Consider the following 24,269-nt stretch of genomic DNA (forward strand, 5'->3'; position numbering starts at 1 on the left):
GCTTAAGCGAAGCTGATGAGCCCTTAAAATTTTGTAATTGTACACATTTGCTATGTACTCTATCTACCTAGCTGGTGTTTTTGTTTCTGGCGTTGAGCGGAATCAATAAATAAAAAACCGGCCATAAAATGACCGGTTTGGAATTGTATAAATTTAATGAACTATGTTTATTTAGCAGGTGTGTTGACCGCCATTGATTGCAAGATTGGCACCAGTCATAAATCCAGCAAGATCGGAAGCAAGGTAGCTAATTAAGCCAGCGATTTCTTCAGGAAGACCAAGGCGAGCAACAGGGATGTTGGCGATAATTTTATTGCGAACGTCTTCTGGGACCGCCATGACCATATCGGTGGCGATATAGCCAGGCGATACCGTGTTGACTGTAACCCCTTTTTTCGCCACTTCTTGTGCCAATGCCATGCTAAATCCATGCATGCCAGCCTTGGCTGCCGAGTAATTGGTTTGCCCAAACTGACCTTTTTGGCCATTGATTGACGAGATGTTAATGACACGGCCCCAGCCACGATCTGCCATGCCGTCAACAAACTGTTTGGAAATATTAAATACGGAGTTGAGATTGGTGCCGATGACCATGTCCCAGTCTGTTTTGCTTAGTTTTTTAAATGAGGCGTCTCGTGTGATACCTGCATTATTGACAAGTACGTCAACTTGGCCTAGTTCGTTGTTAATTTTTTCGGCCAAGGCAGCGCAGGCCGAATAATCAGTTACATCACACTCATAGGCGTGGAAATGATAGCCTGCAGCTTGATTGTCAGACAACCAGCTTGTTTCTTTACCTGGTTTTGAGTATGTCGTGACTACTTGAAAGCCATCATCAGCTAGTTTTCTACAGATTGACGTACCAATGCCACCCATGCCGCCAGTAACTAGTGCAACTTTTGCCATACGCGAATATTTCCTAGGAAAGGTGTGATTAGATTCTGTGTTTGAGATTGTGATGCTCGGTATTGTCCGGCACCTTTCAAATGCTATCATGCAATATTAATTGTATGTAAGTATAAGCTGATTGTTATATGAAATGATGACAATTTTGAGACAGGCAATTGCTTTTTGGTGTAAGTGTGGTCTATTTTTATGTGTTGCTTTAATTGTTCAAATGCTTTGTGCGAGCTTGATTGGGTTGAATAGCTTGGATTGTTGATCTCTATGTTGTTTGTTGTTTTGGGCTTCATTGGCGTGCTTTGGCTGTTTTTTTATGGCGATACTGAAACAGTGAGCGGTTCGCAGTAAGGCGCAGTTTTCCTTGGTTTACCGTTAGGTTGCCTAAAGTTTGTTGCGAATTTAAGTGCCTTAAATGGTGCCGATCAGGTTTTTTTTTGTGCTTGTCCAGAATTGAGGGTGCGCTGTTGTTCAGGTAGAATAGGGGATTCAAACTTGTGCGCACCAACATGACCAAGTACATATTCGTAACCGGTGGCGTTGTTTCTTCCTTAGGTAAGGGCATCGCCGCCGCATCTCTCGCGTCGATTTTAGAGTCACGCGGTCTTAATGTAACCATGATGAAGCTTGATCCATATATCAATGTGGATCCAGGTACGATGAGCCCAATGCAGCATGGTGAAGTCTTTGTTACCGAAGACGGCGCTGAAACTGACTTAGATTTGGGCCATTACGAGCGCTTTATCACCGCTAAAATGAAAAAAACGCAATAATTTTACCACGGGTCAAATTTATGACTCAGTGATTAAAAAAGAGCGTCGCGGTGAATACCTCGGTAAAACCGTTCAAGTTATTCCACATATTACTGATGAAATTCGTCATTTTATTAGCCTTGGCGCAGAAGGTTCTGAAATCGCGGTGATTGAAGTGGGCGGAACGGTCGGTGATATCGAATCTCTGCCGTTTCTTGAAGCGATTCGTCAAATGGGCGTTTTACTGGGTAGAGACAACACCTGTTTCGTGCATTTGTCTTACGTGCCTTATATCGCCGCAGCAGGTGAAATCAAAACCAAGCCGACGCAACATAGCGTTAAAGAATTGCGCGAAATTGGCATTATGCCTGACGTGTTGATTTGCCGTGCTGATCGCATGGTGCCGGATGAAGAACGCCGTAAAATCGCTTTGTTTACTAACGTTCAAGAAAAAGCCGTGATTTCTTGTCCTGACGTCGATTCTATTTACAAAATACCTCGTGTTTTATCTGAACAAGGTATTGATGAAATTATCTGTAAACAATTCAACCTGCAATTGCCTGCCGCTGATTTGTCGGTTTGGGACAAGATTGTCGCTGCGGTGCAAAGCCCACAGCAGACCGTTAATATTGCCATGGTTGGGAAGTATGTTGATTTAACCGAGTCGTATAAGTCGCTGATCGAGGCGTTACGGCATGCAGGTTTACATACCCACTCAGAAGTCAAAATCCATTTTGTTGATTCTGAATCGCTAGAAACCGAAGGCGCCGAGTGCTTGCGCGATATGGATGCCATTTTGGTGCCGGGCGGTTTTGGTAAGCGTGGCGTTGAAGGTAAAAATTGTTGCGGTTCGTTTTGCTCGCGAAAACAATATCCCATACATGGGGATTTGTTTGGGGATGCAAATTGCGCTGATTGAATATGCTCGCGATGTAGCTGGCATGTCTGGCGCGAATTCCACCGAATTTGATTTGGCAACTCAATACCCTGTCGTGGCTTTGATTGATGAGTGGGTTAATCATGATGGCCAAGTAGAAAAACGCGATGAAAACTCGGATATGGGTGGCACGATGCGACTGGGTTCGCAAGAATGTCGTCTTGAAGAGGGTACTTTGGCGGCTAAAATCTATGGCGGCACATCTGCAATTGAACGTCACCGTCATCGCTACGAAGTAAATAATTACTATTTGGCGCGTTTAGAAGCGGCTGGTTTAAAAATCAGTGGTAAGTCAATGGGGGCGGAAGCCTTGGTTGAAACCATCGAATTGCCAAATCATCGTTGGTTCTTTGCTTGTCAGTTCCATCCAGAATTTACTTCGACACCACGTGATGGTCATCCATTGTTTATTTCTTATGTGCAAGCCGCAATTGCTTACGCCAAAGAGAATGGACGTGAAGGCTTGAGCTGCAAATAAGTAGCAATTAATGCTGCTTTAATTTGGGCTCGTGCTGTCGTTTGGAGGCCTCGATGCAATGTCAATTGCTCGAGGTGAATCCAAATATTTGATGTGTATTTGTGTATTGCTCTATTGGGTATTGGCTGCTAGCCTATATTAGATCAAATTTAGAGCGGTATACCCGAGGAGGTTGGCGTGAAGTTATGTGGCTTTGATGTGGGTATTGAGCATCCTTTTTTTTCTCATTGCCGGTCCTTGTGTGATTGAAAGTGAGCAACTTGCAATCGATACTGCAGGTTATTTAAAAGAACTCACTACCGAGTTAAACATCCCATTTATCTATAAATCTAGCTTTGACAAAGCCAATCGTTCATCTGGTAAATCGTTTCGGGGTTTGGGAATTGATGAAGGTTTGCGAATTCTTTCGGAAGTGAAGCGTCAGCTAGGTGTACCTGTTCTGACTGATATTCATACCGAGGCCGAGGCGGCGATTGCAGCACAAGTAGTCGATGTATTGCAAACCCCCGCTTTTTTTGGCGCGACAAACTGACTTTATTCATGCGGTTTGTGCCACTGGAAAGCCAGTGAATATCAAAAAGGGCCAGTTTATGGCGCCTTGGGATATGAAGAATGTTGTTGAAAAAGCCAAAGAAGCCAATGGTGGTATCGACAATATTATGGTTTGTGATCGTGGCACCTCTTTTGGCTATAACACCTTGGTCAGTGATATGCGCGGCTTGGCCATTATGCGTGATACGCAGTGTCCGGTGGTGTTTGATGCGACCCATTCGGTGCAGCAACCTGGTGGCTTGGGTGATAAATCCGGTGGCCAGCGTGAGTTTGTGCCGGTATTGGCGCGCGCGGCGATTGCCTCAGGTGTTGCTGGGGTCTTTATGGAAACCCATCCTGATCCATGTAAAGCGATGTCTGATGGTCCGAATGTCATGCCAATCGCGAGAATGAAGGAATTGCTGACCGTCCTCAAAGACATTGACCGTGTAGTTAAGGCACACTCCTTTATTGAGCATACATTGTAAAGTGTTGTGTAATTTTATCGCAGTATTAATTCAACCGTTTTAAGGGGTATAGAACCGATGAGCGCAATCGTTGAAGTGATCGCACGTGAAATCTTAGATTCACGTGGCAATCCAACAGTAGAAGCCGATGTACTTCTAGAATCAGGTGTAATGGGCCGTGCCGCAGTACCGTCTGGTGCATCAACGGGTGAGCGTGAAGCGCTTGAGTTGCGTGATGGTGATAAAGCACGTTACTTAGGTAAGGGCGTATTGAAAGCTGTTGAAAATATCAACACTGAAATCTGTGAAGCCATCATTGGTCTAGATGCTGCAGATCAAGCTTTCATCGACAAAACGATGATTGACTTGGATGGTACTGAAGACAAGCGCAACTTAGGTGCAAATGCAATCTTGGCGGTTTCTATGGCCGTTGCGAAAGCTGCTGCTGAAGAAGCAGGTTTGCCTCTTTACCGTTACATTGGTGGTTCAGGCCCGATGGCTTTGCCAGTACCAATGATGAACGTAATTAACGGCGGTGAGCACGCATCTAACAGCTTGGACTTCCAAGAGTTGATGATTGTTCCTGTTGGCGCGCCAACATTCCGTGAAGCAATGCGTTACGGTGCTGAAGTTTTCCATAACTTGAAAAAAATCTTGCACGACAAAGGCATGCCAACTCAAGTCGGTGACGAAGGTGGTTTTGCTCCTGACGTTGCAGGTCCTGAAGAAGCGCTGGACATGTTGATGGCCGCGATTGAAAAAGCTGGTTACAAAGCAGGTACTGACTTCCGTATCGCTTTGGATTGCGCGGCTTCTGAATACTTTGATAAAGCCACTGGCAACTATGTATTCAAAAAATCAGGCAATCGCACTTTCACTTCAGTTGAAATGGTTGATTACCTTGAAAGCCTCGTTAACAAATATCCAATCATTTCGATTGAAGATGGTATGGGCGAGCGCGATTGGGACGGTTGGAAAGTATTGACTGATCGTTTGGGGCAACGTGTTCAATTGGTCGGCGATGATCTTTTTGTTACCAACACCAAAATTTTGGCAGAAGGTATCAAACGCGGCATTTGCAATTCAATCTTGATTAAAGTGAATCAAATCGGTTCTTTGACTGAGACATTGGCTGCGGTCGATTTGGCTAAACGTCATGGCTACACTTCAGTAATGAGCCATCGTTCAGGTGAAACTGAAGATGCAACGATTGCTGATTTGGCTGTTGCTACTAACTGCATGCAAATCAAAACAGGTTCATTGAGCCGTTCTGATCGTATTGCAAAATACAACCAAATCTTGCGCATTGAAGAAGAGTTGGGTGATGCAGCTGTGTACCCAGGTATCGGTGCATTTTATCAGTTGAAAGGTTAATCCTTTTTATTGGTAATTATTTCGACGTAAATTAGCGTCTGTAGTAAGATGTAAAACCGGAGCCTAGCTCCGGTTTTATTTTGTCACGAAGGCTTGTATGCGCATATTGGCAATTTTTTTTGCGATTATTATTGTTGCTTTGCAGTGGCCGCTCTGGGTTGGTAAAGGAAGTTGGCTGCGAGTTTGGCAGTTGGATTCGCAATTAAGCCAACATCGTGAAAGCAATGCCAAATTGAAAGAGCGCAATGAAGCACTCGAGGCTGAAGTGCAGGATTTAAAAAATGGCACAGATGCCATTGAAGAGCGTGCCCGTAATGAATTGGGCATGATTCGGCAGGGTGAGGTGTTTTTTCAGGTGCTCGATCAGTCGCCAGAAAGTATCGCTGTAATCAAGCCCAATGCCGCCAATACAGCTGCTTCTGGCTCATCATCCAAAGCACATTGATCCGGTACACTATTTTTGTCACAGCGAAAAATGTAAAACTGTTTTTTTTCTAAGCCCTCAGTTATAGTGTCATGACTATCGGGGGATGGCGAAATGAATGACCTAACATTGCTGGATCAATCGCAGCGAAAAAAATCAGAAACACTGTACTTTCAATTGGCAGAAGAGCTAGCACAAGCGATTCATGCTGGAGTTTTGCGTGCTGGTGAGAAATTACCTTCAATTCGCAAACTATCTTCAGAGCGTCATTTAAGTCTTTCCACCATCATGGAAGCCTACCGAGAGTTGGAAGATCGTGGATTGGTTGAGGCGCGACCTCAATCTGGTTTTTATGTTCGCGCCATCCGTCATTTGGCCTCGCCTGAATTGACCAAGCCACCGCAACGCCCCTCGCATGTGGTGATTGATCCATTGTTAACCCCTAGTGTATTAGCGCGAATTAATGCGTTGAAAGTCGACTTTGGCTTGGCCATTTTGTCACCCAAACTATTTCCAAATCAGCAAATTCAAAGAATTTTGTCACAAGTAACCCGAAATGATCCCGATATGATCGCCGATTATGGTGAATCGCTTGGCGATATTCAGTTACGGCGGCAAATCGCGCGCCGATCTTTGACTTGGGGTGGTCAAATTGAAGCTGATGATGTCTTAATTACGCATGGTGCAATTGAAGGGTTAAATCTGTGTCTGCGCGCAGTGACCAAGCCTGGTGACGTGGTTGCGATTGAGTCACCGGCATATTTTGGTTTGTTGCAAATTCTGGAAAGTTTTAAATTAAAAGCCTTAGAAATCCCGACGCACCCCAAAAACGGGAATTTCAATTGAGGCGCTGGAATTGGCTTCAAGAAATGGGGCTGTGACAGCCTGCGTATTATTGCCGAATTACTCTAATCCTTGTGGCAGTTTAATGCCCGATGAAAATAAAAGAAGATTAGTTGAATTATTAGAACAAAGAAATATCCCTTTAATTGAAGATGATATTTATGGTGAATTTTGTTACCAAGGTGATCGCCCGCGCCCAGCCAAAGCCTATGATCAAACTGGCAATGTTATGCTGATTGCATCGTTTACCAAATTATTGGCGCCTGCATTTCGAATTGGTTGGGTATTTGGTGGCCGTTGGCAAAAAGAAATTGAGCAGCTGAAATTTATTAATACCTACTCAACGTCATTGGTATTGCAAAGAACCATCGCTCATTTTTTAGAAAGTGGTGGATACGATCATCATTTAAGGCGGTTACGTAAGCATTGTGCCGAGCAGATTAATGATGCAGTCGATGCGATTCAGCGCTTTTTCCCTGCCGACACGCGTTTACATGTGCCGCAAGGTGGTTATGTGCTTTGGTTGGAGCTCAATGAAAAAGTAGATACTTTGCAGCTATTGCAGCAAGCATTAACTGAAGGGATTAGCTTTACGCCTGGGGTGATGTTTTCTCCGAGCAGCAGCTATCGCAATTGCTTACGTATTTGTTGTGGCGAGCCGTGGACAGTAACCCATGAAAAGGCCATCGAACGACTTGGTCAGATGGCGCAAGGTTATATCAATCAGTCCAAATAGCGTATTGAAATGTCGGCGTACTTAGTATGCCGTCATTTGTACTGAAGGCATCATCGATTCTGTTTTCTGCCGCTTCATGCTTTTGCATTACATTCAGACAGCTTTTGGCTTCGTTGGATTGAACTTCAACGCAGCGCGCAGAATAGGCCATTAAGCAGGGCTCTATTTGCGCGCTCTCATCGACCCACAGCACAATAGTACGCTCGCCACAGGCGGTGGCCAAAATGTCGTTGACATCGATAATGTCGTCAATAATTTGTGCGTTGCTGCTTAAGGATGCCAATCCTGATAGCAGTGTCATCAGAAGCAATTTTCCGCGCATAGCCCACCTCCAATGGCGGACGGCGCTTCGAATGAAGTGCAACTGCCAGCCTGCCTTTACTATCGGCAGGCGGATCTTTGATTCGCAATCTGTGGTTTCTTAAGCGTTCAGAATGGCAGATTAACGGTAAGTCCGACTTTTTACTGCGCCAGTGCTGCTGCGGGAATCGCAGTCTTTGGTGCTGACTGAACGCTGACTGCGGTATTAGCTTGTACCCGATAACGGCTATTTTGCAATGCTTCGATAACGACTAAATCACCTTGATGAACAAAATATTTTTGCCCCCGCTCAAGCACAATATCTTCACCATCGTGGCTAAGCCATAGCTGACCTGCTTCGCAATGTATCCAGCAATGTTTCGCTTGCAAGGAATTTACTTGGGCGTGATTAAGTTGAGTGGTTTGCATGATTTAAGCCCTCGTAACGGTTTGGGATGAGATCAACTATACGTCGATTCAGCCCAGCTGCTTAGTGGCAAACTGTATGTAAGTTGAGCATTCAATTGCGAATAATTCATAACTGTTATGCTCAATTTGAGGGCTTTCTGCATTCTTTCTGCAAGCCATGGACTACTTTGCGCAGCTCACGCAAAGCAAATCGTGCTGGATCGATTGCTGCGACAAGACTGCGCTCAATAGGAAGTGGCTCTTGATTGAGTTGACACGCCAACATTTCAGCAATCAAAACATGCCAGGTCATGCCGCGCGCGCCAAGCCCCAGTAGACCATATAGACCGGATTGACGAGGGATTTGAAAGAGCTGATCGACTGAGCGAGAGATAGTATTGCGCTCTGGGATTTGACCTGCCAAAGGTAGTCGATCTGATGAGTTGGGGCGAAAACATAGCCGAGTTTCAATGGATTTGCTGGTGACTACGGTTGTGCCGATGAGCTGACTCAAGTCGTCGAGGTTTTGTTGTTCTGCATATTGTGGATGTTGGGTGTCAACGCGACTTGCTCCTGCGCAGCGCCAGCCAGCGAGAGCAGGGGTTAAATAACTCAGACCTGAAAGGCTGAAAGTGCTTGCGGGTAGATCGCCGCTCCAAACTTTGGACACGCTGCGTAAGCTCGCCGAGAGCGGTAGTTCGGCCTCGGGGATTAAGCGAGTCGCATCATTGGCACTGGCTAAAATCAGCATTTTGCTTTTGGCAATCAGTTGTTGTTCGGCATCGTAAAGATGCCAGTGCTGATCGATTAGTTTAATTTGATCTACATGGGTATTGAGTTGCAGATCAATTAAATGGGCGTATTGACTAATATACCCCTTGCAAATACTGTACGGATTGGCCCATATTCCTTCTGGAAACCACCAACCACCAAATTCGCAGTCTATCGCCAGCTGGGTCTGGCATTGTTGTCGATCTAACCAGCGAACCATCTGTGCAAGATGCGGTTGTTCGGCGCTGATTGTTTGCATCAACGCCGCCGCAGTGCTGTCTTTGGCCAATTGCAAGTGACCATCGGCACCAAAAAGAATCTCTATGCCTTGCTGAGTTAGCAGCTTGAGCTTTTGTTGTGTGGCGGCAAAGCCTGCGCGTGATAGGCGGGCTTGGAAATTATCATCACGGCTTAGTGTTGGGTGACAAAGGCCCACATGATTGCCTGAGGCTTGACTGGCGATGTCGGCTTGGGTGTCGATCAGTTTGATTTGCCAGCCGCGCTCGGCGAGCTGGTTGGCCATGGCGCAGCCCGCCATGCCGGCGCCAATGATGATGGCTTCTGGCTCGATGGGTGTTGCTTTACTCTCATGGCGATGTTGACGCGTTGTTGCTACCCAAAAATCGTCTGTGGATGTCGCTGGCAATATAAAGCCAACTTGAGTTAAATACTGGCGAAGTAGCGAATCATTGCATTGCCCAATGACCAAACTATTTTGCGTGGCAAGGCGACGCAATTGCTTGCATTGAATGAGCGTTAGTGAGTGATGATGGCGTCGCTAAATTTAGGTAAATAAGATCAATTGGGCTGCTGATTTCACAGAGCTGTGCAGGGTCGCCAAACACAAGGGTAAGGCTGATTTGCCCTTGTACTAAATGCAGCCGGTGAAACCCCGTTTGCCAGCGTGGCCACATTGCCTGTAATTGATGGATCAAGCTGGCAAATTCGGGGTATTGCTGGGCAATGCTTTGCAAATTGCTGACTGGAAATGTACTCGGAATCAGGCTGACAAAATGGAGCCGTGCCGTGGCAGGGCGAGTCGTGAGCCAATGCTGACACGTTGCCAAGAATGCCGCACCCTGCGCCCAATCGAGACTGAGAATTGATTGATTCGATTGGGGGTGACTGGTGGCAAGGTGGCTAAGTAAAGCCGTCTGCGTGTGGTGCAAAGCAGACTGAAATGTTGCTGGCCATTCAGCGTCGGCTTTGATCAATGGTGTGTCTTGCATTGATGTACTCAATTAATCAGCTTGTTCGCCAAGCGGTCCGCGTAAGAAATAACGTCTGGCACTAATGGCGCAGCAGCCCATAATTAAGCAGATCACAATAAAGCCACGATTGCCCCAAAGTTCATGGCCGAGTTTAGCGGATTCTATCGCGATTGAAAAAATCACCATAATAATAATACCCAGCATGGCGGAAACCGTGCCTTTGCTTTGGTCGCTGGCAAATAATGCCAATCTAAATTGTGCCGCATTGATAATACCAATCCCAATGGCGGCCACTGAGAGTGACGCAATCAGCCATTGCCAATCCATTGGTGCTTTAAATAGCCACAGTGTCATCGCAAGGCCCACCATTAACGGAATCGAGCCTAGCTTGATAATTCGGTAAATCGGCACGCTGGTCACGACTTTGGCCAAGATTAGATTGCCTAAAATTAAACCGACAAAGACCGGCGTTTGCCAATAGCCATAGGCAATTGTGGATAATTGCGCGTCTTGCATTAAAATCACTGGCGCCAAGGCGATCCAGGCCAATAAAGGCGCTGAGGTGCAACCAATGGAAATGGCACCCGCTAAGAAGCGACGGTTGCTCAGCACTGCGGTGTAGTCTTGGCGCAAGCGTCCAAAACGCAATGGTGTATCAATCTTTGGTGAAGTTTCTGGCATAAAGCGCCAGAGGCCGAACGCTGAGAAACTAGCAATAATCGCCACAAAAATAAAGATCCAATACCAACTGGCTACTTGCAACACCATGGCCCCTGCTAAGGGGCCAATGAGCGGCGCAATCAACGCCACATTGGCCATTAAAGCGGTAACACGAATGGCGGTGGCTTCAGCAAAGCTTTCTTGAATGGCGGCGTAGCCAACTGCGCCGATAAAGCACATGCCGGTGCCTTGCAAAAAGCGGCAAAATAAAAACCAACTGTAAGATTCAGAAAATACGATGGCAATACAAGATAGAATAAATAGCAATACGCCCGCCAACATGACTGGGCGACGGCCGATTCGATCTGAAAGTGGGCCAAGTAACCATTGCAAGCTGGCGCCACCCAATAAACAAATCGACATTGCCGATGGAATATGAATTGGATCAATTGCAAATGAATTAACAATGATTGGCATTGCTGGCAGAATCATATCGTTTGAAATGTACGTTGCAAATTCAAACAAAACTAAGGCCAGAGGAAATAAAAGCGCTAAAAATGTGATGTTGGGACTGGGCGATTGGCTGCTGGTGTTCATGTCATCTCTCTGTGTGACATTCGCATTTTCCTCGGATTGTTATTTAAAAGCGAGGTGAATAGTGCATTTTGCATAAATGAAAAACTATGCGCAAAGCTAAAGCTTATTTTGATGGGCTGCGGCATAATAGCTTATCTAATCTATGCGCTGCGCCCATTAAAAGGTCTTTTATGAATAAAACTGAATTAATTGCGATTGTCCATAACCTAGTGTCAATTGATCATCCAGAGGTTTCTAAGAAAGCGGTTGCGGCAACCATTGAAACCTTGTCCGAGGTGATTTTGGCGACAGTCAGTGGTGGTGGTGAAGTGGTTTTTGCCTAATGTGGCTAAAGTGGCATTAAAGTCACGCGATGCGCGAGTAGGGCGTAACCCTCGTACCGGTGAAGCCGTGCAAATCCCCGCCAAGCGTGTACTTAAGTTTACCGCGGCAAAAGCACTCAAAGACGCGGTTGCTCAGCATGATGCTGCGCAAGAAAAATCAGTGTAAGCATTGATTAGAAAGCAACAAAAAACCGGCTTGTCGCCGGTTTTTTTATAGGTATTGCTATCTAGGCTATATTTTCAATGGCCTAGACAGTAATACAGGTGATGCTTAATCTTCCCGACGCATTTGCGGGAACAAAAATCATCGTTTAACCAATTGAAAACAAACAAATAATTTTTGATTGCTATCAGAGATACCCCCGTTGATACCCCCAGATGATTTTAAAGAAGGCAAAATCGGGCATTTGTAGGCCAATGGCAGGGTAAATCTCTGAATTGTTAAAGAAGGGGCGGGCTGAACGTTATTTCAGGCGCTGTTGGTATGCTTGTTGTAAATAAAAGACATTTATTTAGTCTGCAAGACGACTTGGTCTTTTCCAACATTTCATCACTTTACTTTAAAAATGGCGTTTAAGTCACTTTTTTCTACCAAGTGGTTGAGTAACTCACCGATGGTTATGTTGTTCTGCTTGGCACACATTTTTAACTGTTCACGGGTTTGCCCCAGCACCACGGCATTGAGTTGCACAACTTTATTTAAAAAACACCGTCTTTACTTTCGCGTGCTGCTTTTGCATTCAGTCGGTCTCGATAGCTTTTTGTTCTTTCTGAATTTCGGGACGTGCTATCCGGTAGAGGAGGGCGGCCACGGCGTTTTTTTTTGGGGTTCGGTTTGCTGCTCGCTACTGGTTGTGTTGGTCATCATTTTTATGCTCGTTCGAGTGCTTTTTCGTGTGAGAAAGAATCATATCGTGTAGTGGATAAATTGCATAACACTTACGTATATGTAAGTTATTTTTTTCGTATTCTGTATAGACTCCATTTTTGCCTGATTCACCTGATAACCTGATGCACGCCCCTCTAGCCCGCATAGATGCTAGGTTTTGCTGCATCAGGCATGTATCAGGTTTTTGGCTTTGTATCAGGTTATCGATAGAAATGAAAATTTTCAACCCAATACATAATTGCAAAGCCAGATGCGTGTCTTATGCAATAAAACGTAATAAATACAATGCATTAAGGGTTGCGCATCAAATTTTCAAGTGAATCTGGCGTGTTTTACGCGCATACGGAGGTTTGCTTTAAGACTAAATGATTAAAGCTCAGTTTCGTCTGGATTCTTACAAGGTTTTAGCTTCATTTTGTAGCCGCGCCCTTTTTTTCTGGCAATAACCACTGTCCATCCATCATGACCTTTTGCCCTCTCTAACATCCCCGCTTCGTGAAGTATCTTGCAGGCTTTTCTTGGTTCAAAACCCTTGGCAATTTCATCTTTAAACGCATGGGGTAAAATATAAAAAATATCCCCATCTGCTTGAATGCGCTTATAGCCCATCATATTGACGGAGACAGGTTCGCCCACATAATCGCCTTCATGGTTTGCCAGTAAAACAAAGCGCGGAGACATCTGATTTGCCGCCAGAATTGCGTTAGCCTGATCAATCAATCTATTATCATCACGGCTTTCCGTTCCAAACACAGCCAACCAGCGCCGCCAAATTGCCCGTGTTGCGTCAAAGGCTTCTTCTTGCGCGAATGGGGTCGCGCCTGCCTCTCCTGCCATTTCTAACGCTGCGGCGATAATGCCAAACTTGCGCGTTGCACGACGTACTAGCGGTGCGGCATGGCTTGGTAATTCAGCTAATAGACGGCTTTCTGTCTTTGTTACCCATGACTTCACTTGCGCTTGGTTATTAATTAGCCATTCGACAAACGCCCGTCCTGCATTGCCGCAATCACGCCGCGCTTGTGTTGCTAATTCTTTAGCAAATACATCAGCCCCCATATAGTCGTGAATGCAATCAAAAGCCCTGTATAGGCCGCCATCAGCGGGTACGTCCAGCATGCGAATTTCTTGACCACCCTTCACCTGCTCGCCAGCCTCAGTAATAAATTGATTTATTCCTAGTTCGCCCGTAGATAGCAACGAATTAAGCCATGATTTCGTTTCCTCGTTACCACCGCCAGCTAATCCACGCCCCCGTGATTGCCCGTTGATCGTGGCGTAAATGACTTTGCCTAGCCGCCTTGTATCTCCCGCGCCGATTTCGTCGGTATACATCATCATGCTATTGGCGGCCTGTGCGGAATTGGTTAGTGATATTGGCGTGGCATCCCATGATTTTTTAAGCCGTTTTGGGTGTCCCCACACACTTGCAGCAACATCGGCACAAGTCGTTTTTCCGCTTGATGTTTCCGTGTACAGGTGCATGCCAATGCCTTCCTCAGCGTCGATAAGCTCCAAAATCGCCCCCGAAAACGCCAGCCCCATTACAACCATAACTAGCGGGTTATTTCTTGCCAGTGAACATACGCCATCGTTCCAGCCTTGCAAGCTTCCCCTTGGGGTGAAGCCCCCGCGCAAATTTGCCGAACCATTAAAGAAAATATTGCGCTTTGCATCGCCGATTATTTCACCTGTTGGCAGTACAAAATTGCCCTGATTCCAGCCGCTCATAGATAGAACGTCAAAACGTGGCTTATTCTTCGTGCCTTGTAGTAAATAGTTCGCCAAATTTACCCGTTCGCCACTACCAGCAGATACCGCAAAACCTAGGCCATTCATTCGTTTCCAGCTTTCTCGGTCGCCTATTTCAGAATCAGGTAGCGCAATGATTTCGGCTTTTTTTTCGAACGGCGCGTTCTATTTGCACCATGCAATAACCATCGTCGTTGACATCAAAGCCATGCCCCACAATCTCCAGTGCATTGCACAAGCGCAGCGGCTCACACAGGGATGACTTCCCCTTTGCCGTTTTTGCGCGTGCCGTGGTAAAACAACTCCTTTTTGAGCTGATCTACGGCGTAATACGGCTTGATTTCACCCAGTAATTCGGCCTTGCTTTTAGGAGTGAATGCTGCCGCATTATCAGGGTTGGCCAATTCAAACGCGCCACGTGGCAAAGTGATGGTAACGCTTTCAGTCATGCTGTTTGCAGTATCTGCATTCAGTTGTTTTTGTGACAAATCAGTCATTGTGTTTAGCCTCGGTTTTATTGTTATTCAGCACATCTAGCCAATCAGTCCCCGCTTGCGGCGGTAAAATGACTTTTACTTTACGGCCTTCGTCGAGTAGGCGAGTTGCCAAAATGTAAGCCGCTTCTGCCCCTGCGTTGCGGCCTTTGTGGTCGGGCTGATCGTTGTCGCCGTAAATAAAGACTTCACGCGCTGTATCGGGTAATTGCACCGTTTTTAAGCCGCTAGCGCTGATGCACGCCCAAACTGGAAGGCCAGTGAGTTGATGCACAGCCAGTGCCGTTTCTATGCCCTCAGTGAGCGCTAGCCGTCCTTCGCCAGTCAGCGGTCTTAAGCGGCAAGCTGCGCCGGCTAAAGCGCCGTCATGTGCCGTTTGTAGCTTTTTGGCGGGCAGGACTTCGTTATTGTCGCCATATAGCAAAGCCAGCTTATTGGCATCCACATCTAGGTAAATACGATGCAATCCAGCCAGCGCCCCGCATGGCTTTTGGATTCTGGCGATCAGCGCTTCACCGCTGGCTAATCTTTGGGGTTTGCCATCGACAACATGCCAGTAGTCCAGCGCATCGCAATAGCGCAGTTGCGTGGTTCGATTAATCAGATCTTCCCGAATGCCGCGTTGATAGAGGTAACGCCCCGCTGTGTTGTGCATGCCGATGTCGTCGCCAGCATCAAACAATCGCTGTAGTTTTTCTGAGTGATTGATTTGCGGTGTGGGTGCCGCTTCGATTTGCGTGGGTAAAGTTAGTGTTATACGGTGCGAGCCTAAGCCGAGCACATTGGCGACGGCTTGTACTGCCTCAGGAAAACTCAAGTTAAAAACATGCATAACCAGTGCAAAGCCATCGCCGCCTTGTTTGTCCAAGCCACGGCAAGCAAAGCGGCCATACGGCGCGGCAGTGCCGCGCACCGTAAATTGAAAGCGATCAGTGCCGCCGCAAGCAGGGCAAGGATGATTGCGCCCATCCAAGGTTTTGGCGGGAATGCCCATAGTTTGCAAGATATGCGGCCATAGGCCGCGTGCAGCTTGCTTGATTTCAAGGCTAAAGCGCGGCGTGACTTTGCCACGGGGTTGGGTATTGGAATTCATTGCGTCCTCCTCACAGCGCGTCAGCTAAGTAATTGTTAGCTTCGTGTTGGCGCTGCAGTAAAGGTGTTAGCAGGCTATGTAGGCGACTGCATGGCATGGCTCGGGTGTCGCTGCTTTCGAGTAGCTCAGCCAGTGCTAACAGACCGTCTTCGCAGAGTATTAATTCGTCACGAACGCGTTCTAATAGGTCAATAAGTTGTTGGTTTTGTGCCTGCATTAGCGCGGCATGCTCGCTGAGCTGCTTTTTGCTGCCACCGTCAGGCAAGTGAGCGACGCCACGCTGTAGGCCGTCGATGGCTTGAGTGAGCTGCTCAAAACGCAAAGCAGGTACGGATGGATTGCTGGGTAATGTGGCAGGGAGTTGGTAAGGGCGAACGCACATTATTGAGTCCCTCCAATGGTGGTGGTGGGGCAAGGCTTGGGCGCGTCTGGGTTGAGTCCTGCTGCCGTCACAATGGCGCTAATGTATTCCAGTGCGGCCCATACGTGATATTCGCGATAATTGGAGTCAAGGTCGGTGCGAGAATCTTGCAGGCATTCCAACGCCATCAAGAGCGCAGTTTCGGCGGATAGCTCATAGGTGTAATTTGCTACACCCATGAGTGGCGCGGTGTATGGATGCGGCAGGGCAATGGCTTGATCTAAATCGAATGGCTTAATCATGGCGAGCCCCTCCGATAACGTGGGCAAGGCAGAAAGCAGCAAACGACAATGCAACAACGATCAAGGGGGTATTGCGCTCAAACGCAATGACAGTAATAGCTAAGAGGGAATACGTCAGGAAAGTACGGGCGAGTTTTGGCATGGTGAATGCACCTTTTTCATGGGGGTAAAATCCCCGCCATCCGCTGTCAAACGGAGGTGGCGAGAACGTGGCAGGGTTGACAGACTGGCGAAAAAGTAAACCAGCAAGCCCGAAGGCTTCCCCACCACGTCCCACCAGTGAAGGTGCAACTATGGCGTGTACGGGTACGTACGGACGCTCAAGGCGTTCAGACGTAAAAAAACCGCTAAGCAGCGGTTGTCCCGCTTTTTCATTCAGCCTGTCAAAGCTGCTTGCGTGATTGAACGCAAGACCTGCATTTTTCATCATTTGTTTGAGTGCGTCAAGTGATATAGGCCACATTGCAATAGGGCTTGCCAATAATGAATTGCCTGTGTGAGAATTGATTGTCATGGTGTGTCCTTGTATGGATGAGCCCCCAAAGCCTTTACTTTGGGGGCTTTTTTTTATGGGTTTAATTAAACAAATGCGGGTTAATTGAATTAGCAATCGGCTAAAAACTCATGACGCATGAAATTGTTTTGGTTTGTTGTTGCAGGTTGGTGATTTAATTGCGAGTTAAATTTGTAATTAGAATCAGCCAAATAATTAAGGCATTCATCGCAAATTTTGCCGGTGTCTTCTTCGACGCGAATTGCAATATTGTCAAATAGTGCGAGCATATCGCCGTCTTTTTGGTTGGTGATTTTGCAGCCGCCAATGCTGTTATCATCTAGCCATTTCTGAATACCAAAAATCTGCTTGCTGTCGCTGGCACGCGCAGTAAAATATACGCACTTCATATTCGCCGTCTTCAATCCATTTTTTGATACGATTCAACATGGCTTCAATCGGCTCACCAATTGTATTGTTACGTGCTCCTTTATTGGACTTGGCTAATGTGCCGTCTAAATCGACGCCAATCCATTTTTTCTGATCCATAATTAATTCCTTTTTGTGTAGATGCAATTTAAATAGGGCGCAGCAATCCCCGCACGCGATAAATTAAGGCGTGAACTATTAGGTTTGTTTGTATTTATATCGCTTGAATATTAGCCGCGTGGTGGCGCTGATGATTCCGGTTTGATAACGGGTAAATGGCACTTCGGGTTAGGAAACTGTGCTGGCACAATGGTTTTAATCAGCTCAGTGATCGCAATTGCAATGTGCCCACAATGCAAGTTGGTACAGCGATAATAAATTTCACGACTAATTAGCGATGTTTCTCGGCTAGAGCGAATGTGCATGGTTTCGCCACAGTGCGGACAATTCATACTCATTACGCATTCCTTTTAGTAGACGATACCCAGTTCGGCACAGCGTTTGTTTGTGGCAACAATTGATAGATTAGGTGTTGCGTATTGGTTTTGAATTGGTGGAATTAACTCTAAAAAGCAGTCATTAATAAGTGGCTCGCTGCTGCTTAATTCGTTACCTACCTTTTTTAGAAAATCTTTAAAATAGTCATAGTCAATGTATTTTTTGTCATGGGTTGAAATGACCGAGTAACTCAGTGCTTGAACTGGGTTGGCATTGGTGTCGTTATGCGTTAGCTCTAACGCGGTGCGTAATAATGAAAAGCCATTGTTTTTGTGTAATTCATCAATTGCAACGCGAAAAATAATTTTTCCTATTTCGTGCGCTGTTTTTAATCGCAATGTTGCAACTGAGTTTCTGGCTTTTTCTAAAGCAAAGGATTGAATTTCTAATGCAGTAACAAGTTCGGTGCGGATTTCTTGGTAATCCTCTACCAAGTTATAGGCGGCTTGTTCTTTCGATTTGGCATTCAGTAATTGTTTGGTTTCAAAAATTAAAGATCGAATGAGCGATTTGCTATTTTCTCGTGCTTCACGCGCTTCATTCTCAATTGCAGCAATAGTTCGATTTAAGGTGTCCAGTTTTTCTTTCGCTACGGTGTAGTGAGCAATTTTTTCGTTATGGATGCTGACCGCTTCTTGATAGCGCGCTTGTAGATTTTTAATTTCGGCTTCTTGCTCAGCCGTAAATGGAATTTTTTGCATTGTGCTGTCCCTTGGGTTTAGTTGGCGTTGCGTTCGGCGATTTTGCTTTGTTGCCATGCGATGATTTCACTTTCTAGCCAGCCAACGCGTTGAGCACCTAGCGGCACAGGCTTGGGAAAAAGGTTTTTTGCTTGCCACTCGTACAAGGTCGAATCAGCAATGTCGCCAATCAAGTGCTTGAGTGCAGTTCGTGAAATAAAGCGCTCTAAGCGCGGCGCGTTGCTGTCTGACATTGTTTTGCTCCTGTGCTGGTTTTCTGTTTTGGTCGTTTCCGGTGTGCACCGAATGGCAACAGGGGCAAGTATTCCAGCAGGAGAAAAATCGGGCATCTAGTTGCGGTTGTGTCAGCGCTGGCACAACCGGATTTTTTAAAAAGTGGCGTTTTGGCTGGCAAGCTGTAGCAGTTGGAAGCATTTTTTAAAATTTAATAGCTACAGCAAGCGGCTATCAGGTGGTATCGGCATACATCGACAGCAACAAATAGACCGCCCATTGCTTGGGGTGCCATGCGAGGCAAATCACTGCATGTGTACCCCTGCATTTTCTGCATAAATCCGCATAGATTTTTGAAAGTGAAATCTGCTGGGCAAGCTGTGCTGGCATTGGCTCGATCGGACTTATGCAGGTGCATAGCAAGCGACCCAAGAGGGGCGGAGGAGAGGCGGGGCATCAATCGCGCGCCTCGGGGTTTAGGGCTAAATCCTGCGTTGCAGCCTCACAATCCACGCATGCGCGATTATTTTTGTTTTTTTGTGTGTTGGTGTGTCTTTTGATTGTATGCCCGTATATCGCGTTTATGCGCCTTGTTTTGCTGTTGCACTCACTTTTTAATGGGCGGTTTTATGAGCAAATGGATTGGCGTTGACTTAGACGGAACGTTAGCCGAGTACCACGGCGCGATGGGCTCGGCGATTGGTGAACCAGTAAAGCCGATGCTGGCGCGAGTTCGTGAGTGGTTGGACGCTGGGCGAGAAGTCCGGATTTTTACTGCGAGAGCCAGCGACCCAGCGCAGATTCCTGCAATTCGCCAATGGCTTGCCACGCATGGTTTGGGTCAGCTTGCGATTACCAATGTCAAAGATTTTGGCATGCAGGAACTTTACGACGACAAGGCCATGCGGGTTCGGCGCAATGTTGGTTGGATTTGCCCGAACTGCTACCGAATGAAGAGCGGCAAGGCGTGATTTTTATCTGTACAGCATGAAATAGAAGCACTTTTTTCGAGTTTTTAAACATATAACCTGATACAAAGCCAATAACCTGATGCATGCCTGATGCAGTAAATACCTTTATATACATATGGTTAAGTAGTCTGTATCAGGTTATCAGGTGTATCAGGCTATTTTTACGCACACACGGAGAAAACCTAAGGGCTAATCAGTGTGAGCGGTTTTGCCTCGCCCCGCTGATGTACCTCGTCCAAATAATCTGCCCACGCCTGCAGCATTGATTTTCTCTCGTTCAAATATTCCGCACGGTTATAAGCTGCCCTAACTAGGTTTTGCTCAGAATGTGAAAGCTGGCGTTCAATCGCATCAGGATTAAATCCCGCCTCGTTCAAGATGGTGGATGCTGTTGCCCTAAAGCCATGCGTGACCAAGTGCCCATTGGTTTTGTTTTTCCCTCCGTAGCCGATCCGCTCCAGGGCTTTACCGGGTGTGGCGGTGCTCATGTAGCCATGTGGATTTGAAAAGCTCGGGAAAACATAAGGGCTATTTGGGTTTCTGTGCTGCTCAAGCTCCCTGAATGCAGCCAAAACCTGCTTAGAAAAGTGGCACAAGATGGGGGTTGGCCGATGCTTTTAGTTTGTGCACTAGCTTGCGGTTTTCCGCAGGAATCGTCCAAAGCGCAGCCTCAAAATCAAGGTGATCCCATTCGGCTCGCACGGTTTCGCCAACGCGAGTAAAGCAAAGCATGATGATTTGCAGTAGCAATCGTGTTTGCAATGTGAAGTTGTCGCCGGAATACAGCGCATTCAGGAAGGTTGGCAGCTCATCAAACCGCAGGGCGGGGTGCTTGGTGCTAACTGGTGGTTGCAGTGCGTCCATCAGATCGGCGGCGGGGTTGTACTTGGCTAGACCGGATGCAATCGCTAAACGAAAAATGGCATTGCATCGCTCTCTAAGGCGCTTGGCCGTATCACGTTTGCCGCTCATTTCGACTTTTCGCAGCGCCTCCAATACGTCCTGTGGCTCAATCGCATTGACTGGGCGATTGCCTAGTGCGGGGAAAAGGTATCTTTCCAGTGAAAGCAGTACTGATTCGGCGTGTCTGGTCGCCCATTCCGCCGACTTAATCCGGTGCCATTCACGCGCCACGGCCTCAAAGCTGTTTTTTTTCAGCCATTTTGCGAGCAAGTTTGTCGTTTTGCCGTTGCAAGCTGGGGTCAGTGCCGCTTGACAGTATCCGCCTTGCCTCATCGCGCTTTGTTCGTGCCGCTTTTAACGAAACTTCAGGGTAAACACCCAGCGCTAATGATTTCTCTTTTTCCGCCCAGCGATACTTGAAACGCCAATATTTCGCCCCGTTGGGCATAACCCAGAGCGATAAGCCTAAACCATCAGCTATTTTTGCAATTTTTCCATCATCTTTGGGTTTGGCTTTGTCTACTTCGAGTTTTGTTAGTGGCATAAAACCTTGGGGGTATCTGGGTGGGGGTATTTTGAAATTATACCCCCAAAGATACCCCCAAAAACATGCGGATAGTATCGAAACACACCGGAACGTATCGAAATAAAAAACCCGCAAAACCTAGGGTTTATGCGGTTTGTCGGCATGTATCGGGGTGTATCGGTTAATCTTCCCTACGCATTTGCGGGAACAAAATAACATCACGAATACTTGGGGCGTTGGTGAGCAGCATAACCAGTCGGTCAATACCAATACCACAACCACCTGTTGGCGCTAAGCCATGCTCTAGCGCGCGAACATAGTCAGCGTCGTAATGCATCGCTTCGTCGTCACCCTTGTCTTTAAGGTCGACCTGAGCTTGGAAGCGCGCTGCTTGGTCTTCAGGGTCGTTCAACTCTGAGTAGCCGTTAGCATGTTCGCGACCAACGATGAATAATTCAAAGCGCTCAGTCAGCCCGGCTTGCGTGTCTGATGCGCGCGCCAGTGGCGAAACCTCAGCAGGGTAGTCAACGATGAAGGTGGGTTCCCACAGTTTGCTTTCAGTGTTTTCTTCAAACAAACTCAATTGCAAACCGCCAATGCCAGCAGTCAGCACCGGTTTTCCGCCAAGACGAGCGATTTCGGCCTTGAGGAAGTCTGCATCATTCAATTGCGCGTCGGTGTATTCAGGGTTGTAGTGCTGAATGGCTTGGGCGATGGTGAAACGGGTAAATGGTTTTGATAGGTCAACCATTTTGCCTTGATATTCAATCACAGTGTCGCCGGTCGCTTCTTTGGCGCAGGCACGAATAATACCTTCGGCCATTTCCATCATGCGTTGGTAGTCAGCATACGCTTCGTAGAATTCGATCATGGTGAATTCTGGATTGTGGCGCGTGCTCATGCCTTCGTTGCGGAATGAGCGGTTGATTTCAAATACCCGCTCTAAGCCGCCGACAACCAAGCGTTTGAGGTAGAGCTCGGGTGCAATACGCAAATACAGCGGCATGTCGAGTGCATTGTGATGTGTCACAAATGGCTTGGCGGTTGCGCCACCAGGAATCGAATGCATCATTGGCGTTTCGACTTCGAGGTAGTCTTCGTGCACCATGAATTCACGTAAACGCTGGATGATTTTTGAGCGTTTGATGAATGTGCTGCGGCTATGGTCATTGGTGATCAGATCAAGATGGCGTTGACGATAGATCTGCTCTTGATCGGCCATGCCGTGGTGTTTGTCCGGCAATGGGCGCAATGATTTAGTCAATAGGCGCAATTCAGTCACGAGGACGGATAGCTCGCCGGTTTTGGTTTTCATTAGTGTGCCGCGTGCGGCAACGATGTCACCTAAATCCCACGTTTTAAAGTCGTCATAAACGGCTTCGCCAACGCTTTCTTTGCTGATGTAAAACTGAATACGGCCAGTGCCGTCTTGGATGGTGGCAAAGCTGGCTTTACCCATGACGCGTTTGAGCATCATGCGCCCAGCTACGGCAACCATGACAGCTTGTGATTCAAGATCGGCTTTTTCGAGTGCATTGTATTGATCGTGCAGCGGGCCGGAGAGTTGTTCACGCTTAAAATCGTTTGGAAAAGCAATGCCCTTGGCGCGAATGGCCGCTAGCTTGGCGCGGCGCTCTAAGATAATTTGATTTTCATCGACCGCCACTTCGACGGCTTGGCTTGCAACTTGATTTTCACTCATCGTTTTTCCACTCAATACACTTAATGACATCAGGGAGCGAATGATCGCTCCCTGCTTGGATGCTATAAATTAAACGCCTTGTTTGAGGCTGGCAGCAATAAAGTTGTCAAGATCACCGTCCATGACGCCTTTGATATTGCCTACTTCATAGCTGGTGCGTAAATCTTTAATGCGGCTTTGATCGAATACGTAAGAACGAATTTGATGCCCCCAACCGATGTCCGACTTGGTCGCCTCGAGCGATTGCTGTGCTTCCATGCGTTTACGTAGCTCAAGTTCAAACAACTTAGCCCGTAACATCTTCCACGCTTCATCACGGTTTTTATGTTGTGATCGATCGTTTTGGCATTGCACGACGGTATTGGTCGGAATGTGCGTTAAACGAACGGCAGAATCGGTTTTGTTAATGTGCTGACCACCCGCGCCTGAAGCGCGATAGGTATCGGTACGCACGTCAGAAGGGTTGATATCAATTTCAAAACTGTCATCCACTTCTGGGTATACAAATACCGAGGCAAACGAGGTGTGACGACGGTTGTTAGAATCGTATGGCGAGCAGCGAACTAGGCGGTGAACGCCGGTTTCGGTGCGTAAAAAGCCATAAGCATAATCGCCAGTCAGTTTGATGGTGGCTTGGCTGATGCCGACGATGTCGCCATCCGATTGCTCCATCACTTCAACGGTAAAGCCTTTGCGCTCACCGTAGCGAACGTACATTCGCAATAGCATGCCGGCCCAGTCTTGCGCTTCAGTGCCGCCAGCGCCAGATTGAATGTCAATAAAGCAAGGATTTGGATCCATTGGGTTATTGAACATCCGGCGAAATTCGAGCTTGGCCACTTCGGCTTCAAGTAAGGCGTATTCTTGCGCGATGACTTCGGCAGTGCCAAAGTCACCTTCTTCTTTGGCCATTTCAAATAGCTCAAGCGAATCGGTGACGCCATCGGCGACACGATCTAAAACCAGAACGATATCCTCTAGGGCTTTTCGTTCTCGGCCTACTTCTTGGGCTTTTTTGGGGTCGTTCCAGGTTTCTGGCGCCTCAGAAAGTCGAACGACTTCTTCGAGTCGATCGACTTTTCCGGGGTAGTCAAGATAGCGCTTAAGTTCGTCTGCGCGTACGCCTAGCTCTTTGAGCTGGTTTTCAATCTGATTAAGCTGTTCCGCTTCCATGCGATAGAATCCGCGTTTGCTATTGCAAAACCGTGAATTATATCAGTCTGTGCGTCT

The 24,269-nt window shown here is 47.0% G+C and carries 31 protein-coding genes and 1 pseudogene; 10 read left to right on the forward strand and 22 right to left on the reverse strand.

The genetic code is table 11. The features are described 5' to 3' along the window. Window positions 1–171: 171 nt before the first annotated feature. Entirely contained in the window at window positions 172–906 is a 735-nt protein-coding gene (gene phbB / locus GKO28_RS17025) for an acetoacetyl-CoA reductase (RefSeq protein ID WP_182077519.1), read from the reverse strand. Between the two features lie 503 nt (window positions 907–1,409). On the opposite strand from phbB, the pseudogene GKO28_RS17030 reads away from it, so the two are divergent. From GKO28_RS17030 to GKO28_RS17055, 7 genes and pseudogenes are all read left to right on the forward strand, one after another. After that, window positions 1,410–3,067 (forward strand): annotated as a pseudogene (locus GKO28_RS17030) (CTP synthase). Between the two features lie 205 nt (window positions 3,068–3,272). Continuing rightward, complete coding sequence (locus GKO28_RS23055) at window positions 3,273–3,599, forward strand: hypothetical protein (protein WP_374220743.1); 327 nt, start codon at window positions 3,273–3,275, stop codon at window positions 3,597–3,599. Window positions 3,600–3,633: 34 nt separating this feature from the next. Further along, complete coding sequence (locus tag GKO28_RS23060; protein ID WP_374220744.1) at window positions 3,634–4,086, forward strand: hypothetical protein; 453 nt, start codon at window positions 3,634–3,636, stop codon at window positions 4,084–4,086. A gap of 57 nt (window positions 4,087–4,143) precedes the next feature. Next, window positions 4,144–5,439, forward strand: a complete 1,296-nt coding sequence (eno, locus tag GKO28_RS17040; protein ID WP_182077170.1) for a phosphopyruvate hydratase — start codon at window positions 4,144–4,146, stop codon at window positions 5,437–5,439. Between the two features lie 97 nt (window positions 5,440–5,536). Next, complete coding sequence (ftsB, locus tag GKO28_RS17045; protein ID WP_182077171.1) at window positions 5,537–5,884, forward strand: cell division protein FtsB; 348 nt, start codon at window positions 5,537–5,539, stop codon at window positions 5,882–5,884. Between the two features lie 93 nt (window positions 5,885–5,977). Further along, complete coding sequence (locus GKO28_RS17050; protein WP_182077172.1) at window positions 5,978–6,709, forward strand: PLP-dependent aminotransferase family protein; 732 nt, start codon at window positions 5,978–5,980, stop codon at window positions 6,707–6,709. Between the two features lie 31 nt (window positions 6,710–6,740). After that, entirely contained in the window at window positions 6,741–7,442 is a 702-nt protein-coding gene (locus tag GKO28_RS17055) for a PLP-dependent aminotransferase family protein (RefSeq protein ID WP_182077173.1), read from the forward strand. On the opposite strand, the gene GKO28_RS17060 is transcribed toward GKO28_RS17055, so the two are convergent. From GKO28_RS17060 to GKO28_RS17080, 5 genes are all read right to left on the reverse strand, one after another. Further along, window positions 7,426–7,764 (reverse strand): hypothetical protein, encoded by a 339-nt coding sequence (locus tag GKO28_RS17060; RefSeq protein WP_203564243.1) that lies wholly within the window; start codon window positions 7,762–7,764, stop codon window positions 7,426–7,428. The two genes, GKO28_RS17055 and GKO28_RS17060, sit on opposite strands and share 17 nt — an antisense overlap. A 140-nt stretch (window positions 7,765–7,904) precedes the next feature. Further along, window positions 7,905–8,171, reverse strand: coding sequence for a DUF2917 domain-containing protein (locus GKO28_RS17065; RefSeq protein ID WP_182077175.1), 267 nt, complete (start codon window positions 8,169–8,171; stop codon window positions 7,905–7,907). 121 nt (window positions 8,172–8,292) lie between these two features. Beyond that, a complete protein-coding gene (mnmC, locus tag GKO28_RS17070) occupies window positions 8,293–9,657 on the reverse strand; it encodes an FAD-dependent 5-carboxymethylaminomethyl-2-thiouridine(34) oxidoreductase MnmC (protein WP_182077176.1) in 1,365 nt (454 codons plus the stop codon). Then, the gene (locus tag GKO28_RS17075; protein WP_182077177.1) at window positions 9,632–10,150 is read right to left on the reverse strand and encodes an MnmC family methyltransferase; all 519 of its coding nucleotides are present in this window, start codon (window positions 10,148–10,150) and stop codon (window positions 9,632–9,634) included. Before GKO28_RS17075 ends, mnmC begins: the two co-directional genes overlap by 26 nt. Before the next feature lie 12 nt (window positions 10,151–10,162). Beyond that, entirely contained in the window at window positions 10,163–11,389 is a 1,227-nt protein-coding gene (locus GKO28_RS17080) for an MFS transporter (RefSeq protein WP_182077178.1), read from the reverse strand. 170 nt (window positions 11,390–11,559) lie between these two features. Here GKO28_RS17080 and GKO28_RS17085 point away from each other — a divergent pair, with 170 nt between their 5' ends. Together GKO28_RS17085 and GKO28_RS17090 are read left to right on the forward strand one after the other, a co-directional pair. Next, complete coding sequence (locus tag GKO28_RS17085) at window positions 11,560–11,712, forward strand: hypothetical protein (RefSeq protein WP_182077179.1); 153 nt, start codon at window positions 11,560–11,562, stop codon at window positions 11,710–11,712. Beyond that, a complete protein-coding gene (locus tag GKO28_RS17090) occupies window positions 11,693–11,878 on the forward strand; it encodes an HU family DNA-binding protein (RefSeq protein WP_374220745.1) in 186 nt (61 codons plus the stop codon). The genes GKO28_RS17085 and GKO28_RS17090 overlap by 20 nt, the downstream gene beginning before the upstream one ends. A 1,092-nt stretch (window positions 11,879–12,970) precedes the next feature. Here GKO28_RS17090 and GKO28_RS17095 read toward each other — a convergent pair. The 11 genes from GKO28_RS17095 to GKO28_RS17145 all read right to left on the reverse strand — a co-directional run bounded on the left by GKO28_RS17095 (window position 12,971) and on the right by GKO28_RS17145 (window position 18,957). Then, entirely contained in the window at window positions 12,971–14,440 is a 1,470-nt protein-coding gene (locus GKO28_RS17095) for a DUF927 domain-containing protein (protein WP_182077182.1), read from the reverse strand. Between the two features lie 161 nt (window positions 14,441–14,601). Further along, a complete protein-coding gene (locus GKO28_RS17100; protein ID WP_182077183.1) occupies window positions 14,602–14,850 on the reverse strand; it encodes a hypothetical protein in 249 nt (82 codons plus the stop codon). After that, window positions 14,843–15,940: a toprim domain-containing protein gene (locus GKO28_RS17105; protein ID WP_182077184.1), complete on the reverse strand. Its 1,098-nt coding sequence runs from the start codon at window positions 15,938–15,940 to the stop codon at window positions 14,843–14,845. The genes GKO28_RS17100 and GKO28_RS17105 overlap by 8 nt, the downstream gene beginning before the upstream one ends. Window positions 15,941–15,950: 10 nt before the next feature. Then, window positions 15,951–16,322: a DUF1484 family protein gene (locus GKO28_RS17110; RefSeq protein WP_182077185.1), complete on the reverse strand. Its 372-nt coding sequence runs from the start codon at window positions 16,320–16,322 to the stop codon at window positions 15,951–15,953. Further along, entirely contained in the window at window positions 16,322–16,603 is a 282-nt protein-coding gene (locus GKO28_RS17115; protein WP_182077186.1) for a hypothetical protein, read from the reverse strand. The genes GKO28_RS17110 and GKO28_RS17115 overlap by 1 nt, the downstream gene beginning before the upstream one ends. Further along, window positions 16,596–17,117 carry a hypothetical protein gene (locus GKO28_RS17120; protein ID WP_182077187.1) on the reverse strand — a complete coding sequence of 174 codons (522 nt, stop codon included), beginning with the start codon at window positions 17,115–17,117 and terminating at the stop codon, window positions 16,596–16,598. Before GKO28_RS17120 ends, GKO28_RS17115 begins: the two co-directional genes overlap by 8 nt. A gap of 89 nt (window positions 17,118–17,206) precedes the next feature. Further along, window positions 17,207–17,386, reverse strand: a complete 180-nt coding sequence (locus tag GKO28_RS17125) for a hypothetical protein (protein WP_203564244.1) — start codon at window positions 17,384–17,386, stop codon at window positions 17,207–17,209. Window positions 17,387–17,432: 46 nt separating this feature from the next. After that, window positions 17,433–17,645 (reverse strand): hypothetical protein, encoded by a 213-nt coding sequence (locus GKO28_RS17130; RefSeq protein ID WP_182077189.1) that lies wholly within the window; start codon window positions 17,643–17,645, stop codon window positions 17,433–17,435. 110 nt (window positions 17,646–17,755) lie between these two features. Then, window positions 17,756–17,983 (reverse strand): ogr/Delta-like zinc finger family protein, encoded by a 228-nt coding sequence (locus GKO28_RS17135; RefSeq protein WP_182077190.1) that lies wholly within the window; start codon window positions 17,981–17,983, stop codon window positions 17,756–17,758. Window positions 17,984–17,995: 12 nt separating this feature from the next. Then, complete coding sequence (locus tag GKO28_RS17140; RefSeq protein ID WP_182077191.1) at window positions 17,996–18,724, reverse strand: hypothetical protein; 729 nt, start codon at window positions 18,722–18,724, stop codon at window positions 17,996–17,998. A 17-nt stretch (window positions 18,725–18,741) separates the two neighbouring features. Next, window positions 18,742–18,957: an AlpA family transcriptional regulator gene (locus GKO28_RS17145; protein ID WP_182077192.1), complete on the reverse strand. Its 216-nt coding sequence runs from the start codon at window positions 18,955–18,957 to the stop codon at window positions 18,742–18,744. A 609-nt stretch (window positions 18,958–19,566) separates the two neighbouring features. Between GKO28_RS17145 and GKO28_RS17150 the strand changes: the two genes are divergently transcribed. After that, entirely contained in the window at window positions 19,567–19,908 is a 342-nt protein-coding gene (locus tag GKO28_RS17150; RefSeq protein WP_182077193.1) for a hypothetical protein, read from the forward strand. A 182-nt stretch (window positions 19,909–20,090) separates the two neighbouring features. Here GKO28_RS17150 and GKO28_RS17155 read toward each other — a convergent pair whose 3' ends face one another. The 5 genes from GKO28_RS17155 to prfB form a co-directional block, all read right to left on the reverse strand. Continuing rightward, entirely contained in the window at window positions 20,091–20,504 is a 414-nt protein-coding gene (locus GKO28_RS17155) for a tyrosine-type recombinase/integrase (protein ID WP_203564245.1), read from the reverse strand. After that, window positions 20,488–21,042, reverse strand: coding sequence for a hypothetical protein (locus GKO28_RS17160; RefSeq protein ID WP_203564246.1), 555 nt, complete (start codon window positions 21,040–21,042; stop codon window positions 20,488–20,490). The genes GKO28_RS17155 and GKO28_RS17160 overlap by 17 nt, the downstream gene beginning before the upstream one ends. Before the next feature lie 4 nt (window positions 21,043–21,046). Beyond that, window positions 21,047–21,355, reverse strand: coding sequence for an Arm DNA-binding domain-containing protein (locus GKO28_RS17165; RefSeq protein ID WP_203564247.1), 309 nt, complete (start codon window positions 21,353–21,355; stop codon window positions 21,047–21,049). A gap of 163 nt (window positions 21,356–21,518) precedes the next feature. Then, window positions 21,519–23,039 carry a lysine--tRNA ligase gene (gene lysS / locus GKO28_RS17170; protein ID WP_182077194.1) on the reverse strand — a complete coding sequence of 507 codons (1,521 nt, stop codon included), beginning with the start codon at window positions 23,037–23,039 and terminating at the stop codon, window positions 21,519–21,521. 69 nt (window positions 23,040–23,108) lie between these two features. After that, entirely contained in the window at window positions 23,109–24,212 is a 1,104-nt protein-coding gene (gene prfB / locus GKO28_RS17175) for a peptide chain release factor 2 (protein ID WP_182077195.1), read from the reverse strand. Window positions 24,213–24,269 lie beyond the last annotated feature (57 nt).

Source organism: Deefgea sp. CFH1-16 (genome assembly GCF_016881365.1).
In the GTDB taxonomy this organism is placed as follows: domain Bacteria; phylum Pseudomonadota; class Gammaproteobacteria; order Burkholderiales; family Chitinibacteraceae; genus Deefgea.

Bases quoted from the DNA above. Each gene is read 5' to 3' on its own strand.
- GKO28_RS17060 (WP_203564243.1), bottom strand. From the start codon at position 7,764: ATGCGCGGAAAATTGCTTCTGATGACACTGCTATCAGGATTGGCATCC.
- GKO28_RS17085 (WP_182077179.1), top strand. From the start codon at position 11,560: ATGAATAAAACTGAATTAATTGCGATTGTCCATAACCTAGTGTCAATT.
- GKO28_RS17120 (WP_182077187.1), bottom strand. From the start codon at position 17,117: ATGACAATCAATTCTCACACAGGCAATTCATTATTGGCAAGCCCTATT.
- GKO28_RS17075 (WP_182077177.1), bottom strand. From the start codon at position 10,150: ATGCAAGACACACCATTGATCAAAGCCGACGCTGAATGGCCAGCAACA.
- GKO28_RS17140 (WP_182077191.1), bottom strand. From the start codon at position 18,724: ATGCAAAAAATTCCATTTACGGCTGAGCAAGAAGCCGAAATTAAAAAT.
- eno (WP_182077170.1), top strand. From the start codon at position 4,144: ATGAGCGCAATCGTTGAAGTGATCGCACGTGAAATCTTAGATTCACGT.
- GKO28_RS17065 (WP_182077175.1), bottom strand. From the start codon at position 8,171: ATGCAAACCACTCAACTTAATCACGCCCAAGTAAATTCCTTGCAAGCG.
- GKO28_RS17105 (WP_182077184.1), bottom strand. From the start codon at position 15,940: ATGAATTCCAATACCCAACCCCGTGGCAAAGTCACGCCGCGCTTTAGC.
- GKO28_RS17145 (WP_182077192.1), bottom strand. From the start codon at position 18,957: ATGTCAGACAGCAACGCGCCGCGCTTAGAGCGCTTTATTTCACGAACT.
- GKO28_RS17115 (WP_182077186.1), bottom strand. From the start codon at position 16,603: ATGATTAAGCCATTCGATTTAGATCAAGCCATTGCCCTGCCGCATCCA.
- GKO28_RS17150 (WP_182077193.1), top strand. From the start codon at position 19,567: ATGAGCAAATGGATTGGCGTTGACTTAGACGGAACGTTAGCCGAGTAC.
- GKO28_RS17080 (WP_182077178.1), bottom strand. From the start codon at position 11,389: ATGAACACCAGCAGCCAATCGCCCAGTCCCAACATCACATTTTTAGCG.
- GKO28_RS17125 (WP_203564244.1), bottom strand. From the start codon at position 17,386: ATGCTCGCACTATTTGACAATATTGCAATTCGCGTCGAAGAAGACACC.
- GKO28_RS17130 (WP_182077189.1), bottom strand. From the start codon at position 17,645: ATGGATCAGAAAAAATGGATTGGCGTCGATTTAGACGGCACATTAGCC.
- GKO28_RS17110 (WP_182077185.1), bottom strand. From the start codon at position 16,322: ATGTGCGTTCGCCCTTACCAACTCCCTGCCACATTACCCAGCAATCCA.
- ftsB (WP_182077171.1), top strand. From the start codon at position 5,537: ATGCGCATATTGGCAATTTTTTTTGCGATTATTATTGTTGCTTTGCAG.
- prfB (WP_182077195.1), bottom strand. From the start codon at position 24,212: ATGGAAGCGGAACAGCTTAATCAGATTGAAAACCAGCTCAAAGAGCTA.
- GKO28_RS17095 (WP_182077182.1), bottom strand. From the start codon at position 14,440: ATGAATGGCCTAGGTTTTGCGGTATCTGCTGGTAGTGGCGAACGGGTA.
- GKO28_RS17100 (WP_182077183.1), bottom strand. From the start codon at position 14,850: ATGACTGATTTGTCACAAAAACAACTGAATGCAGATACTGCAAACAGC.
- lysS (WP_182077194.1), bottom strand. From the start codon at position 23,039: ATGAGTGAAAATCAAGTTGCAAGCCAAGCCGTCGAAGTGGCGGTCGAT.
- GKO28_RS17050 (WP_182077172.1), top strand. From the start codon at position 5,978: ATGAATGACCTAACATTGCTGGATCAATCGCAGCGAAAAAAATCAGAA.
- phbB (WP_182077519.1), bottom strand. From the start codon at position 906: ATGGCAAAAGTTGCACTAGTTACTGGCGGCATGGGTGGCATTGGTACG.
- GKO28_RS17165 (WP_203564247.1), bottom strand. From the start codon at position 21,355: ATGCCACTAACAAAACTCGAAGTAGACAAAGCCAAACCCAAAGATGAT.
- GKO28_RS17135 (WP_182077190.1), bottom strand. From the start codon at position 17,983: ATGAGTATGAATTGTCCGCACTGTGGCGAAACCATGCACATTCGCTCT.